The organism is Fructilactobacillus sp. X7R9C1 (genome assembly GCF_059901005.1).
On sequence record NZ_JBWXVG010000006.1, the window covers coordinates 30,021 to 44,684 of the forward strand.

General features: G+C 39.7%; 13 protein-coding genes. 7 read left to right on the forward strand and 6 right to left on the reverse strand.

Features of this window, described 5'->3' with window-relative positions:
* Positions 1-7 precede the first annotated feature (7 nt).
* On the reverse strand, positions 8-955 hold the full coding sequence (locus tag AC6UD0_RS05190; RefSeq protein ID WP_500708337.1) for an NAD(P)H-dependent flavin oxidoreductase: 948 nt from the start codon (positions 953-955) through the stop codon (positions 8-10).
* A 225-nt stretch (positions 956-1,180) separates the two neighbouring features.
* On the opposite strand from AC6UD0_RS05190, the gene AC6UD0_RS05195 reads away from it, so the two are divergent.
* Positions 1,181-2,092, forward strand: a complete 912-nt coding sequence (locus AC6UD0_RS05195; protein ID WP_500708338.1) for an alpha/beta hydrolase — start codon at positions 1,181-1,183, stop codon at positions 2,090-2,092.
* 878 nt (positions 2,093-2,970) lie between these two features.
* Here AC6UD0_RS05195 and AC6UD0_RS05200 read toward each other — a convergent pair.
* The 4 genes from AC6UD0_RS05200 to AC6UD0_RS05215 form a co-directional block, all read right to left on the reverse strand.
* On the reverse strand, positions 2,971-3,969 hold the full coding sequence (locus AC6UD0_RS05200) for a LacI family DNA-binding transcriptional regulator (protein ID WP_500708341.1): 999 nt from the start codon (positions 3,967-3,969) through the stop codon (positions 2,971-2,973).
* A gap of 1,130 nt (positions 3,970-5,099) precedes the next feature.
* Positions 5,100-6,974, reverse strand: coding sequence for an acyltransferase family protein (locus AC6UD0_RS05205; protein ID WP_500708344.1), 1,875 nt, complete (start codon positions 6,972-6,974; stop codon positions 5,100-5,102).
* Positions 6,975-7,089: 115 nt separating this feature from the next.
* Positions 7,090-7,869 carry a hypothetical protein gene (locus tag AC6UD0_RS05210; protein ID WP_500708345.1) on the reverse strand — a complete coding sequence of 260 codons (780 nt, stop codon included), beginning with the start codon at positions 7,867-7,869 and terminating at the stop codon, positions 7,090-7,092.
* A gap of 145 nt (positions 7,870-8,014) precedes the next feature.
* Positions 8,015-8,581, reverse strand: coding sequence for a TetR/AcrR family transcriptional regulator (locus AC6UD0_RS05215; RefSeq protein ID WP_500708346.1), 567 nt, complete (start codon positions 8,579-8,581; stop codon positions 8,015-8,017).
* A gap of 685 nt (positions 8,582-9,266) precedes the next feature.
* On the opposite strand from AC6UD0_RS05215, the gene AC6UD0_RS05220 reads away from it, so the two are divergent.
* Genes AC6UD0_RS05220 through AC6UD0_RS05245 form a run of 6 tightly spaced genes read left to right on the forward strand, consistent with a single transcriptional unit; the run spans position 9,267 to position 13,048 of the window.
* Positions 9,267-10,247 carry a hypothetical protein gene (locus AC6UD0_RS05220; RefSeq protein ID WP_500708348.1) on the forward strand — a complete coding sequence of 327 codons (981 nt, stop codon included), beginning with the start codon at positions 9,267-9,269 and terminating at the stop codon, positions 10,245-10,247.
* Between the two features lie 57 nt (positions 10,248-10,304).
* Entirely contained in the window at positions 10,305-10,862 is a 558-nt protein-coding gene (locus AC6UD0_RS05225; protein ID WP_500707646.1) for a hypothetical protein, read from the forward strand.
* Positions 10,852-11,205: a hypothetical protein gene (locus tag AC6UD0_RS05230; protein ID WP_500708350.1), complete on the forward strand. Its 354-nt coding sequence runs from the start codon at positions 10,852-10,854 to the stop codon at positions 11,203-11,205. Before AC6UD0_RS05225 ends, AC6UD0_RS05230 begins: the two co-directional genes overlap by 11 nt.
* Positions 11,198-11,665 (forward strand): zinc-ribbon domain-containing protein, encoded by a 468-nt coding sequence (locus AC6UD0_RS05235; protein ID WP_500708351.1) that lies wholly within the window; start codon positions 11,198-11,200, stop codon positions 11,663-11,665. Before AC6UD0_RS05230 ends, AC6UD0_RS05235 begins: the two co-directional genes overlap by 8 nt.
* A complete protein-coding gene (locus AC6UD0_RS05240; RefSeq protein WP_500708352.1) occupies positions 11,655-12,278 on the forward strand; it encodes a hypothetical protein in 624 nt (207 codons plus the stop codon). The genes AC6UD0_RS05235 and AC6UD0_RS05240 overlap by 11 nt, the downstream gene beginning before the upstream one ends.
* A gap of 11 nt (positions 12,279-12,289) precedes the next feature.
* Positions 12,290-13,048: a hypothetical protein gene (locus AC6UD0_RS05245; protein WP_500708354.1), complete on the forward strand. Its 759-nt coding sequence runs from the start codon at positions 12,290-12,292 to the stop codon at positions 13,046-13,048.
* A gap of 52 nt (positions 13,049-13,100) precedes the next feature.
* Here AC6UD0_RS05245 and guaA read toward each other — a convergent pair whose 3' ends face one another.
* A complete protein-coding gene (gene guaA / locus AC6UD0_RS05250) occupies positions 13,101-14,660 on the reverse strand; it encodes a glutamine-hydrolyzing GMP synthase (protein ID WP_500708355.1) in 1,560 nt (519 codons plus the stop codon).
* Between the last annotated feature and the right edge of the window lie 4 nt (positions 14,661-14,664).

Genomic DNA, 14,664 nt, shown 5'->3' on the forward strand with positions numbered 1-14,664 from the left:
TTAAGATTTATTTTTGAAAATCCTGCATCATTTCATCCACCACACCTTGAACACTCTTGACGTCGTGAATGTTGTTGATACCAACGTCAGTGGAAATCACACCGTCATCAAGTTTGCCGTCAAGCATGGCAGGACGAACGCCACCGGCCTTGCGGGTTTGTTCATAGGTGTCTTTGACGCCATTTTGAAACTCCTTGGCCCACTTATCAGCTAGCGGATTCTTGATTGAACGTTGGTTAGAAGAGACTAGTACTACGTCATCAACCGTCGAGTCGATGATTTTTTGTTTGGCAGCGGCTGAAGTCCGGTTTTCGTCAGTCACAATGAACCGAGTTCCTACGTAGACTCCTTGTGCTCCAAGGGCAAGGGCAGCGCGTACACCACGAACGTCCGTGATGCCACCAGCGCCAACGACGGGAATGGAGACGGCATCCACAATGCGCGGAATAGTGGTAAACGTTCCAAGGCCGGTCGTTGGAATGATGCCACCTTCGTCGTAACCAGTGGCAATCAAGATGTCGACGCCTAATTCTTCGGCTCTTTGAGCGCCCTTAACGGACGGATTAAGTTCGCGAAAGATTAAGGTACTCCCTGAATCCTTGATTTCTTTAAAAAGTTTTGGATTGATGACACCAGAAATGATGAAGATGTTAACCCCAGCGTCAAAAGCAGCTCTAAAGGTCTTATCTGGGTAGTCAAACTCATCTTCACTTCCGACAATCATGTTGACGGCAAAGGGATTGTCGGTGAGCTGTTTGGCTTCTTTAATCTGCCTTTTCAGCGTTTCAGTGGCATCTTGAGTGGGACTAGTCTTGCCAGCGTTTGGGCCAAACGTCCCGAGACCACCAGCATTTGAGACCGCGGCGACAAACTTAGCGTCAGTTAGCCAGTTGAGTGACGCCTGAATGATTGGATACTTAATTCCAAGCATTTTAGTTATTGGACTTGTTTTCAATTTAATTACTCCCTACTTATTATTAGTTAGTTATATCTTACATTTTAGTTGAAAGTTAGCTTGAAGCAAACTAAAACGATTTGTGATTAATATAATGACATTCAAATTAATCTGTAACTCGTCTGAAGCTGGCTAGTTACCGGTACCACGCGACGCTTAAAAATTAATCATGATTTGAATCGCTCTGCCCGTATAATGGCAAGTGTTGCAAAAAGGAGCGAAATTATGAAAAAAGGAAAGCTGAAGCGTTGGCACAAAGTTACGATTGCCATCGTAATTACCGTGATTATTTTAATCTTTGTGGGAACCTACTTCCTGTTTAACTTCGCGTTTAAACGGGGTGGATACAGTACGCAGGTCGGCGAAAAGGTTAACACCACTTGGATTAAAGAACAAAAGCCCCAGATTTGGCACCAAACGAACAAGGGTGGCCTAAAACTCACGGCTTACTACTTACCAGCTAAGCAAGCGACGAATAAGACCGTGATCGTAATCCACGGTTACGGAAGTACTGGGCACAAGATGAATAACTACATTAGAATGTTTCATGACGATGGTTATAATGTTCTCGCACCCGATGACGAATCATTTGGGCGCAGTCAGGGGGAATATGCTGGTTATGGATGGAAAGATCGGTCTGACATTGTGACCTGGATGAACATGATTAACCAGAAAATATCGAATGGAAGACTTGGCATGTTTGGTGTCAGTATGGGAGCGGCTGCCGTTCTCTTTACCCTGCCAAAGGTCCCGCACAACGTTGACTTTGCGATTACCGACTGTGGTTATAACAGTATCTATGATGAGTTGAAATATGAACTGGGAACGTTGTTTCACCTGCCGACCTTCCCAATTCTGCCCATTGCCCGCATCTACGGTGATGTTTTTGCCAAGTACGACTTCTACGATGCCGACACGAAGCAGACGTTAGCGCATAATCAAATTCCACTATTCATCATTCATGGCAATGCCGATAAGTTTGTTCCTGTTAAAGACGCCTATATCAATTATAAAAACGACCACGGTCCTAAGAAATTGTGGATTGTGAACCACGCGACACACGCCGATTCTTTGAACAAAGAGGGACAGGTCTACGTTAATAAGACCAGGGCGTTCGCTGAAGAGTATTTTAAATAAACAAAAAAACTAGCAAATTATATTTATAAATAATTTGCTAGTTTTGATTCAGAAGCTAAGGGCATAACACTAGTGACTAATAATTTAATGTTTTTTTCCATGATTCTCTTTCGCTCTATTTAAGAACCTATTTAGTTTTATTCCTAAGCGGATACACAAGTATAGTACTAAGATAACTAGTAAAATTAGAAGTACTGTTAACAACAAAGTACCAATCATAAAGAATAAATCAAACCAATTTATCATTTAATTTCCTCCCTTAAATAGAATAATCTAAGTATTACCAAAAATCCAAAAGAAAAAACCCTGGCTTCGCTGAAGAAGTCAGAGCAATTAGGAAGATTCGGCTAGTTAAGTTGACAGTATATTAGTTTTTGGATGCCTGACGCTTGTGAGTTATCGAGGTTTAAAAAGTATCTATATTAGTTAGGGAGTCCGATAAAAATGTTTCTCAACTAGTCGATGAAAGGAGTATATCACCAAAATAATAAAAAGAGACTAATTATGATTTTGAAATAATCATTAAACAAGAGTTAGGATAGCGGAAGTGATTGGCACGGATGAGCTTGGCGCTGGTCTAAAGTTTTTTTGAGCCAAAATTAGGCCTAAGATAAATTTCGTAAACGATTAACTAAACGTGATGGGTGGCGTTTTGGCAGTAAATCTTTCATTATTACTTTGAGTGGGTTTTAAACGACATCTGGTAAGGCATTTGGCCGTGTTATTCTTTAGTCGCTCCAAAAAAGATACTTTCACAATGCTTCCTACTTCTGGAGCACACATAGCTTCAAACTCCAAAAAATGCTGCTTCTCAGAAGTGGCACTTTTTATTTATTAGACAAAAACCGGCTAAGCATGGACTTAGTCGGTTACAGATATTATTCAAATTTGGCGTGGACCATGTAGCGTTTTTTACTTGGGTCCACTTTTTTGTTTAAGATGTCGTACATGAGTTGCGCGGCGTATTTTCCCATGGTGTATGCGTCTGTCCTGATACACTTCGTTTTTGGCTGAATTAGGTTAACGATGTTGGAACTCACAAAACCAGTGATGTTTGGAATCTTGTCGCGGTCAATAATGTTGTTACGCAACAACCGGGGCAAAAAGCTTAACAACCACTTTTCCGTTAGGCAGAAAATCAGACTGTTGGGTTGCTTTTTTAATTGGCGAACGATTTCATGATAGGCACGATGAAGTGACGTTTTGGAATAACCGGGCTTGACGATTGTAATATCAGGTTCGGCATAGACGTATTTAATCCCAGCAACACGCTCTCTGACGACCTTCATCTCGCTTTCAGCGTTAGTAACCAAGATTAACTTGGAAAGCCCCAGGTTGTTTTTAAAGTAGGCGGCGGCTTTCTGAGAAATCGCAAAGTTGTTGATGACGATGTTATAAAAAAAGCCATCGTTAATGGATTTATCGGTCAAAATAACGGGGAAACGCGGTTTTAAAAGTTCGGCAATGTCCTTGATGTGGCTGTTGACCGGATGAATGATGGCGCCCCTGATGAGGCTGGTATCTAAGGCTAGAAAGAGGTCGCGTTCGTTTTTGTACTTACTAGCGGAATTAATCAGCAAGGGGATGTACTTGTAAATGGACAGTTGGTCCTGGATTCCTTCAAACATCCTGATTGAAAAGGGATCCTCGATGTCTGACACTCCTACCGCAATGATGCTCCCACTGTCATTTTGGCGGCTTAAGCCACGTGCCATTGAGTTAGGAACGTACCCGAGGTGTTTGATTGATCGCTTAATGCGATTTGCCGTGTTCTTGGACATTGAGTTCAGATGGTTGTTTAAGAACCGTGACACGGTGGCCGTTGAAACTTTGGCGTGTTTGGCAACTTCTCTAATGGTGACTCGTTTTTTGTTCATTTCTCATTTCCTCAAATTTTATTTCATAACTGCTAACTGCATGGAATTATCATATCTAATAAAATTATAAAAAGCAAAACGATCTCAATTAAGATTGAAATTAATGTTATTGTTGTTATAAAATTGAGAAAACGGTTAACCGAGCATGCCTGTATGAGGATTAATAAGAAACATGTTTATTTTAAAAAATAAACATGAAATCAATTGAAGTGTTGGTATGACAGGCAACGGGACCATTATTTTTAACCGTTCTTAAAGATTAGTGGGATTGTTTACAGTTTGAATAACATGTATCGCTTGTAGAAGGGGTCAAGAAGTTTGAGTGACTTTAGCTGTAATTGATCAACTTAATTTAAACAATTTGCGCAAACGCTTAACCACTTAATTAATCAGATTTTTACGCCATAAAAGGCCGTTATTTATGAAATAACTTGTGGAATTAAAGATTGAGAAGGTGGTTTCATCTCTATAATTAAAGATAAATCAAGTTTCGTTTGCGGGAATTTTGAATGTGAGAAAAGTATTTCATATTAATCAAAAATAACTAATAACAACAACTTAGATTGTCGTATGTATACATGTCAGGCCACAAGTATTGAGGGATATAAACATAAATAAATATTAAACACATAATGATAAAAAGATCCTGGCGGTTTCTTTAATATCAAATGAGTTAATTTTCGGGTGGGCCATTTCGGAATTAATACTTGTGGAAGATGTATATCAATCACCGACAATTGGGCATTTATGGCCTGATTGTTTTAATAGTAGGATTGCTGTCACTGATTAGTTTGGTAGCGATTGTTGGAGTTTTTTCGGTTTGCGCGGGGTGGTGGGAAATGCATTGCTTAAGCAGGTTTCACGGCCAATAACACTCCCAGTAACAGGTGGAATCTGCGAGACATTTGAGCGAATTGACGGGTTAGTCAATGGTGCTGGTATGCAAAAGAAGAAACGAAAGTAGTCAGAAGCAAATTAAGTCACGATTACGTAGTTCTACTGAATAGTGGTATCTAACGAAATAAGTCGAAAACTAATAAGTCACATTATATGTAAGACACTCTAACGTTAGGTATCCAAAAAAGGAACTCCCAAGTCGAAAGATTTGGGAGTTCCTTTTTTAGTTATATTTATTTTATAGCGTTCTTTAAAACATTTTGAGCCACAAAAGTTGCGTATTTTGGGGCTCCTTGATTATTTGGATGGGCTTGATCGGAGTATAACCAGTTCGGATGCTTATTGATATAATCATTCCAATCAATGATGTACAAGTTTTTATACTTCTTTTGCGAGTCTTTCAGCATGGCATTCACTGAATTTTGCCAAGTTTCAGTTGGAATGTGGACGTTAATCCAGAAAACGTGACGCTTAGGACCAGCAATCTCCATAATTTGTTTCATCGTTTCCGGTGAAATGTTACCGTTTGTCCCCAGTCCAATGACAACGTTTTTGCCTAGTAGTCCTTGATTGGCTAAACTTTTAATATCAGGGACGGCAGCGGCTGGTTGGCGTGAAACTTGGGCATCAATGTAGAAACGCGGGAAAATCTTCTGTAAATCGTCATGACCAGCTAACATAACTGAGTCACCCACTGCAGTTCCGGACAGATTTTGAGCTTCTTTTACCTGTGCAGCAGTTAAGCCATTTTTTTCTAATTGGCTTTGGTCTTTGGTAGATCGTTTAACCTTTTTACCACTCTTGATTTCTTTAGCGAGATTTTTGTTATTTTCTTTTTCGGTTTTGGCGTTCTTTTGAATTTTATTGGCAAGCTGAGTGTGATTAGCCTGTTTAGGATTAATGGTAGTGGATTGAAGAATACCAATTCCACCGATTATTGCAAGTACACTGAGAATGATTTCACGTATTTTGGTGTGACTCATGAATTCAATTAGTTTACTAAAAAGGATTTTGTAGTCATATTTGCCAAATGGAACTTCAACAAAGCGATACGATATCTCGGAAATACCAATAATCAATAGAACTTCAATAATGGCATATAACAACTGATGATTGGCAACATTTTTGAATTTATCCTCGAAAAGGATAAAGACAGGCAGCTGATAGACATAAATTTCATAACTTCTGGAACCAATCCAATCAAAAACGGGATTGGTCATCAGCCAGTTCCAATGACTAATGTTTGAGAGAATGGCCCACATAATCAGAACGGTAAATAGTGAGAACAGTACCATTCCACCATGATACAAAAATGTGGATTGAGCTCCTACCGTAAATATCAACCATACCATTCCAATGACACCGATTAGTCCAACGACGTCAAAGAAGGTCCTTTGGCCTTGATCGGAGTTTCTAACGATTCGATTACTGGGCCACACAATTGCTAAGGCAGCTCCAAGTAAGATTGAGAACATCCGGGTATCGGTCCCGTAGTAAACTCGGCTTGGATCAGTGCCAGGCTTAAATAAGATTGCCATCAGGATTGCTGATAAAACGGATAAGCCAATAGCAACAAAGAAAATGCTCTTCTTGTTTAAAAAACCGTGTTTGTTTCTGTTGAAAAGATACAGCAACAAAACGACAATTAAAGGCCAGAATAGGTAGAATTGACCTTCAATCGCAAGGGTCCACAAGTGGGTAAAGGGCGATTCAGACCCAGCAAAATTTTGAAAGTATGATTGTCCATTAGCAATTTCATACCAGTTATAGACGTACGTTAAATTGGTAACGACACTTTGCCACAAATTGGCCAGTAAATTTCGTTGAAATAATGTGATATAAGTTGCTGTAGCAAATAACATCACGATTAAGGTTGGGTATAAACGTTTTAATCTTTTGTACCAGAAGTGACCATACCGAAAATGTCCAGTTGATTCATATTCGTTAATTAAATGGTCGGTAATTAGGTATCCTGAAAGAGTCAAAAATACTGGAACACCTAAGTAGCCACCACTAAAGATATTTTGATTGAGATGGTAGAGAATAACACAAATAACTGCTAGTGCTCTAAGTCCTGTGAAGCCAGTGATAAAACGATTTTTTGCCATATTTGTTTCCATTATTAAAATTCCCTACTAATTCAATGCTTACTAATTCCGACTTAAAAAGACTGTCAAACAACATTATTTGACAGTCTTTTCACCTACAATTGATTAAGTTAACTTAGTGTCTAAAATGATGTGCTTTTCTTACGCGATACCAGACAAAAGCTCCAATTCCGACAATTAGAATGACAATAATACCACTGATCATCCATCCAGTGTGATCTTTCTTGGTTGATTTGTGGTTCCGCTTGTCTCTTTTAGTCTTTTGGTTCTTGTCATTATGATGCTTATTCTTCTGCTTTTGCTGGTCTTTGGTTTTATTTTGATTGTTACGATTTTTAGTAGCTTGTTCTTTATTTTGTTGCTTAGATTTATTTGCTTGATTAGGTTCGTTACTGTTAACGGTTTGTCCTTGGTTATTATTTGCTTGAGAATTACCGTTTTTATTTATCGCTGCGTTTCCGCCACTTGAACCGTTATTCTGTCCGTTTGTGGTCGTGCCGTTTGAAGGAGATGTTGCGTTTCCACCTTGATAATTCCCACTTTGCTGTGGCTTATTGAGTGGTTGGTACGCAATGGTGACCGTCATTGACTGACCAGCAGCTGGATAGGTGTTACCACCGTTATCAGCTCGGTTGCTTCCGGCAACGTAGCCGGGAATGTTTGGAACGTCGTTTGATAGGTCAAGCATACTGTTAGGAGCACCATAGATAACTTTACTGGCACGAATTGGTTGACCAGTTAAAGCATTGACGTACTGGACGACAACTTGACCTTCCGCAGTACCTGCCGCTACATTTGAGTTAGCGTGGACCACGTTTGGATGGGTTACAAACAGTCCACCGGCAAACATGGTAGTACCGACTAGAAGTGAAAGAACGATTTTCTTGATATTCATAATAACCATCCTCGTTATGTATTTTGACATAAAATCCAAGGATAAGTATACATCAAAATAGGGGGGTAACTAGTACAATCATCAAAAGAACCATTTCCAATTTTAGTGGAAATAGCTCTTTTTTAGTCATAAGCTACTTACCTTTTTAAATCATTAAGGTTATCGGGGTATTCACAAAGAAAAGAAAGGTCACTTTAAAATGCTCTGGGTCTTCCGGGATAGGTTGAGTCATCCAGATTTCAATGATTGAGAGATACATATTGACGCAAAATTCACATGAAAGATTGGTAGAAATATTTTTGTTGTTTGATGATGATTTGTTAAAAATATTTTTCATTGCCCATTCCTTGTAACGCTTTTTTAAAAATTCAGTCCAATGACCACGTAGATTGGGATTATAGAGAATTTTTAAAATCTCTCTTTTATCGTATAAGGCAGGTAGTAAATAATCGGCAATCAACTCAAATGGAGAACGCTCGGTATTGCTGGGGGGGGTAGCCATGGCCTTTAGGCCACTGATAATAGGATTATCTACTTCACGTTCGATATAAACCAAGATGTCGTCGATACTATTGAAATTATTATAGAAAGTTCCTCTAGACAAGTCTGCCTTTTGGATTACATCGGTGATTCTGATTTCATAAAGTGGCTTTGTGACAGATAACTCTAGAAATGCTTGTGCAATTAAGTGTTTCGTGTTTAAAGCAATCACGGTACCGACTCCTCAAATATTAAGATTTAGTTAAGAATATTATTGTTAAATAATATACATTATGTCTAAATGATAATCACTTTTATGACGAATGTTCAACCCTAAAAGCCGATTATGACAATACTTAGACACCTTGTTCAAAAATTGGGAGTTTGTAAATAATAAAACAAATTGTTAATTTTTAATAAAGCCACTCGTGCCTTTTTGTAATTTTTTCTAAAACGGAGTGGGAAATACAAAAGGGGGATGTTTTATGTTGATTAACGATTCTAATTTTAAGGTGAAGGTAGATGATGAAAAGTTAATGGGATAGCGTAGTTCCCTGTTGTATTTGAATAAGCGCGTTAATTCAAGAGTTACTTTGCTGTTTAGAAACTGGTTTTGAAAGGAAGATTAACGATGGAATTTAATAAAAAGAACGTTCTTAAAGGACCTATTACTTAGTTCATTAGCACTAGGAGTATTTGTAACAGCTAACACCGCTTCAACGAATGCCTCAACCACGACGACTGACAACCAAGTTAGTTCATCAAAAATTAGTAACAAAAAGGTTATTACCATTCAATGGGGTGATACGGTATCTGGTTACGCTCAAGAGTACAACAGTACCGTTAAAGACATTGCCGATGCCAACCATTTACAAAATGCTAACCTGATTTACGCTGGTTCAAAGATTGTGATTCCAGTGAACTCCCGTAAACCTGGCGAAAGCATTTATGCCGGTTGGAACAACCTCCAAAATGGTGCTGGAAACGTCCAAGCTCAACCAGTTGTCGGAGCTAGTCAGAAAGCCGGAGTTAAGGGCCAAAATTCAGCAGCAACTGCTCAAACTCCTGCTGCAAATACTAAAAAGACCACTGGTAACGTAACAGCAGCTAGTGAAAAAGTGGCTGGTAAGACGGGCTCTAACACCCAAGTTTCAACTCAATCACAAAAGAATAACGGAACAAGTCAAAGTACTTCGACCACTCCAACTTACAACGGTGGTTCAGTAACACCATCACAAAATGGCGGAAGTACCAGCAATGGCAATCAAACTACTCCCTCAAATAACAGTGGGCAGGTAGCACCGTCAAAGGGCGGAAACACTACTCCAGTTCCATCAACTAATAATGGTGGTTCAACTACCCCGTCACAAAACGGAGGTTCTACAAGTAATGGTGGTTCGACCAGCAATGGTGGAAGCACAACTCCATCCAATCCATCTAATAACGCTGGAAACACTAACAACGGCGGCCAAGTGACTCCACCTGCTAACAACAACGGTAGTGGAAGTAACGGCAATGGTGGTTCAACTACGCCTACTAATCCGTCTAACAACGGTGGCTCAACAAATAATGGAAGCAATACACCAAAACCAGCTTTCACTCCTGATGAAGCGGGTGTCAGAGCGGCCTTACAAGCTAAGGTAGCTTCATTTGGCAAGCCACAAGTTGATCCAAATCCAAATGCTGGCCATTTATCTATTAACGGTAGTGTCGATGGAGATGTATCCATGATTACATCCGATCAACAGTTAGCTGATTTGTTGTGGGATAACAGTAATGCATCATTGATCCAAAATTCCTTGAGTTTTATCACGGCATTAAACTTACAAAATGTTTCCGTTAATGTTGTAAATGGTAAAGTCCACGCATCATTCACATTGGCAGTTTCTGAATCATAATTTCAATAATTAATTTTCAACAAAAAAATACTACAATTTTGGGAGTTTAAAAATATTATGGAAAATCACAATCATTTTTGCCCGTATTGTGGCAAACCCATTGAGGGTGACCCTGACTTTTGTCCGCACTGTGGACGTAAACTGATGGGTCCGACTAATTCCAATAATCAGGGGAATCAAACTAAGGGAGAACATACCTTTCAGAATGCTTCTCAGTCAGTTAATCATGCCTTTGAAAATGTTTCTAAAAAGATGAGTCAAAAAACGGGGCACGAGATTAAAGCTAGTTGGGTTAGTATTGCTGCCATCGTTGCTGTGGTTGTCGTGATATTTGGTGTTGGATTTGGAATCTACCACGATCAACGAACTCATCTTAGTGGAACTTATACGCATAATACTAATCTATTAATTACGAACGTAAAAAGTAGAGTTACCTTTAAGGGCAATGGTTTTACTGAAGATGACGGCAAAAAGGGAACTTATAAGATTGATGGTAATAATATTGAGTTGACCGAAAAGAATAATGGAAAAAACAGTACGGTTGAGGGGAAGTTATCTGATAATCGGAAGTCGTTAGATGTGATGGGGATGAAATATACCAAAGATGAAAAATGATAAAAAACAAGCTAATCATCACAGTTGGTTGACTTGGATTGTGATGTCGATTTTAGTGCTGCTGTTACTTGGAATTGGAGTTTATACCAATTATCGAAATCATATTGATGGCACATATTCTGCTGATGGTAAAAGTGTACCGGCCAAAATGAAGCCGAGTTTTACGTTTAAAGGGAATTACTTTACTCAAATGGGTGGTAAAAAAGGTTCCTATGAAATTAAGGACAACCAAATTAAGTTGACCGAAGAAAATGGGAAACACAAAGCTAAAACGGCTGGACAAATAACGCATGATAGAAAGTCATTCAAGTTGATGGGAGTTCAATATACCAAAGATGAATAATGATAAAAGATTTTGTCCCAATTGTGGTAAGCCGATTAGTGGTGATGCTGACTTTTGTCCTAACTGTGGTTATCGGTTAGCCAATTCGACCAGTAGTGGTACTACTTCTGAAAAACTTAATGAGAAAACAAATGAAATCAAGTTAGTTTGGATTATTTCGGCATTGTTATTAGTTGGAATGATCGGATTTGCCATCTATTCTTCTTATAGAACTCATATACCTCAACTTAGTGGGACTTATACGGATCGTAATAGTAATTTGGCTGTTAAAGTTAGACCGCGATTTACGTTTAAAGGGACCAATTTTACTGAACAAAATGGTCGAACTGGAACCTACACTATTGATGGGAATAAGATTAAGTTTTCTGAAAATGATGGCACTACTGGAACTGGAAGACTTTTCAACAATAAAAAATCAATTAAAGTTTCGGGGGAGACGTATATAAAAGATGAAAACTAAAAAAGTTATGTTAATGGGCATTGCCGCCTTGAGTGTTCTAACCCTTGCTGGATGTGGCGCTTCTAAAAATGACAGTCCTAAAAAGGAATCGTCGAGTTCTTCCAGCGTGGTTAAACACAAGCAAGAGAGTGCGCCTAAAAAGGCAACTACCAGCAAGTCTGATACTAAGACCGCAGCTCCTAAAGTGGCGGCAATGAACCTTAGTCAGATACAGTCCGGTGATTACAGTAGCATTGCCGGCCAGTGGAAAGAAGTCGGTCACATTGAAAATAATGTGGGTGGCTCTGGTACTCAAGGTCCAACTGTTCAACCTGGTGGAACGGACAACTTGAGTGTTACTAAAGATGAAATTTCAAACAGTGACATCAAGATGAACGCTAATTCGTTAACCGACAATAGTGGGTCACATTCATTAACTTATAAGGAAAATAACGGTTCGTTAGTTGCTTCACTTCAAGACGAAGATACTCCAATTAATTGGTCGGTCAGTTTCTTTCCAAAGGGAACCACAACTTCCTATACGTCTAACGGCAAAACCAATGACACTGATATGATTGTGGTTTGGACCAGTAATAACAATCACACGGTGGTTTATGGACGGACTAGCAACTAAGGAAGAGAGAAATGAACAATAAAATAAAAATACCCGGCAAATACAAGTTATTTGAATTCACCGGACTTCCAGATTTTGCGCATTCTGAAAAGGGCGAGGAAATCACCAAGAATTATGTGCAAACTGAATCACAAGATGGCACTTACCTGGTGCTTTTAAACTTCGCTAAATGGATAATGATTGTTTTAGGTTTCTTCTTTTTGGTGGCAGATGGTTTGGGAATTCTGTTCTGGATTCTAGCTTTTTTGATGCGTAAAAAAGGGCTTTTTCCTAACATGGTTAGAAAAAACTTAGCCAATGCTAGAAAGACTTATTTGGATTATTACTATCAATATATGGATAAATTGATTAATAATTTAGTGGATCAATTAGGATTGAATGACAGTTTTTGGCGTAGCTTTAAAACTGATAATCAGGCCATTATTTATTACGATAAGGGATTTATGTATTTTGAATTGGATAAAGACCTGCTAGTAATCTGTAACAAAGATAACATCAAAGAAGTCAGCCGTGAACGGGTTCATACTGGTTCGCAGACCACTTCTAACTCTGGCACGGTTGGTGGAGCAATCCCACTACAAATTAAAAATATTAACTTTGCGGTCGGAGGTGCTAGTACGACCACCAATGGAACGACGAGTGATGTCTATGAATGGCACTTTGATATTTTGACTAATTTTGCATTTTATCCGAAAGTTTCATTTGTATTGCCAGATTCTCAAGCAATTGAAGACTTCATTGGCAAGGCGTATGCGGTGTTGAGACCGTAATCAGTAAAAAAGATCCTCACTTTTAGTGAGGATCTTTTTTGTATATTTATTTTTATTGATACTCAATGGTTGCCGGTGGCTTCCCGGTAATATCGTAGAGTACGCGGTTAATCCCGGGAACTTCATCGACGATTCGTGATGAGACCTTACTCAAGACGTCCCACGGAATTTCCGCAAATTCAGCGGTCATCCCATCAACGGAATTAACGGCACGAATGTTGATGGCCTCGTCATAGGTTCGTTCATCACCCATGACACCAACGGTCCGAATCCCAGGAAGGGCAGTGAAATACTGCCAAACCTTCTTGTCCAGACCGGCCTTTTTGAACTCGTCACGCAGAATGGCGTCAGAATCACGCACCTTCTTTAATCGTTCAGGAGTTACGTCACCGATAATTCGGATAGCAAGACCGGGACCAGGGAAGGGTTGCCGCCAAACCATCTCGTCTGGCATTCCCAGTTTTTCACCGATTTCTCTGACCTCATCCTTGAAGAGTTTGTTTAATGGTTCAATTAACTTGAACTTGAGGTCTTTAGGTAGTCCACCAACGTTATGGTGGGACTTAATCGTTTGCGCAGTATCCGTTCCGGATTCAATCACATCGGTGTACAAGGTTCCCTGGGCCAAGAAATCAACGTCCTTGAATTTGCGGGCTTCCTTTGAGAAGGTGTCGACGAATTCTTTCCCGATGATTTTACGTTTCTTTTCGGGATCGGTGACGCCCTTTAGTTTGGATAAGAATTCGTCACTAGCATCGACAAAGTCAATGTTTAAGCCAAATTCATCGCCCAAAGTGTGTAAGACCTGTTGGGCTTCATTCTTTCGCAACAGACCGTGGTCAACGAAGACGGAGATGAGTTGGTCCCCAATTGCCCGGTGTAAGAGAACGGCGACCACACTGGAATCAACTCCGCCAGAGAGACCCAGTAAGACACGTTTGTCGCCAACTTCTTCCTTGATGTTTGTAATGGCATCTTCAATGAAGTCGTCCATTGACCAGTTATCCTTAGCGTGGGCAATATCAAAGACGAAGTTGTGCAGCATTTGGTTCCCCTGTTTTGTGAGGTTAACTTCGGGATGAAATTGGACGGCATAGATGTCTTTGTCAGGGTCTTCCATGGCAGAAATGGCACACTGTTCACTAGTGGCAGTTACTTTGAAACCATCTGGCACTTTGGTCACAAAGTCTCCGTGACTCATTAAAACGGTTTGATCGGAGTCTAGTCCCTTAAAAGTACCAGAATCATTACTTGTGACCTTGATTTCTGCAGGACCGTACTGACTGTCGTCAGCAGTGGTGGTCTGACCACCCTTTAAATCGTGGGCCAATAGTTGCATGCCGTAACAGATTCCCAGAATCGGAATGCCCATGTTTAAAATCTCGGGGTCGACGTCTAAAGCGTCTTTGCCGTTGACACTGTTGGGACCGCCAGAAAAGATGATGCCCTTAGGGGCGATCGCTTTTATTTCTTTGGCAGTGATAGTGTGTGGTTTTAGTTCTGAATAAACGCCCATGTCACGAATGCGACGGGTGATTAATTGGTTGTATTGACTCCCAAAGTCGAGAACTAAAATCTCATCATAATCACGTTTTTTTGTACCAGTTGCCATCAAA

Coding starts and splice junctions, on each gene's coding strand:
- AC6UD0_RS05235 (WP_500708351.1), top strand. CDS start 11,198: ATGAATAATGATAAAAGATTTTGTCCCAATTGTGGTAAGCCGATTAGT.
- AC6UD0_RS05240 (WP_500708352.1), top strand. CDS start 11,655: ATGAAAACTAAAAAAGTTATGTTAATGGGCATTGCCGCCTTGAGTGTT.
- AC6UD0_RS05205 (WP_500708344.1), bottom strand. CDS start 6,974: ATGGCAAAAAATCGTTTTATCACTGGCTTCACAGGACTTAGAGCACTA.
- guaA (WP_500708355.1), bottom strand. CDS start 14,660: ATGGCAACTGGTACAAAAAAACGTGATTATGATGAGATTTTAGTTCTC.
- AC6UD0_RS05200 (WP_500708341.1), bottom strand. CDS start 3,969: ATGAACAAAAAACGAGTCACCATTAGAGAAGTTGCCAAACACGCCAAA.
- AC6UD0_RS05210 (WP_500708345.1), bottom strand. CDS start 7,869: ATGAATATCAAGAAAATCGTTCTTTCACTTCTAGTCGGTACTACCATG.
- AC6UD0_RS05230 (WP_500708350.1), top strand. CDS start 10,852: ATGAAAAATGATAAAAAACAAGCTAATCATCACAGTTGGTTGACTTGG.
- AC6UD0_RS05195 (WP_500708338.1), top strand. CDS start 1,181: ATGAAAAAAGGAAAGCTGAAGCGTTGGCACAAAGTTACGATTGCCATC.
- AC6UD0_RS05225 (WP_500707646.1), top strand. CDS start 10,305: ATGGAAAATCACAATCATTTTTGCCCGTATTGTGGCAAACCCATTGAG.
- AC6UD0_RS05245 (WP_500708354.1), top strand. CDS start 12,290: ATGAACAATAAAATAAAAATACCCGGCAAATACAAGTTATTTGAATTC.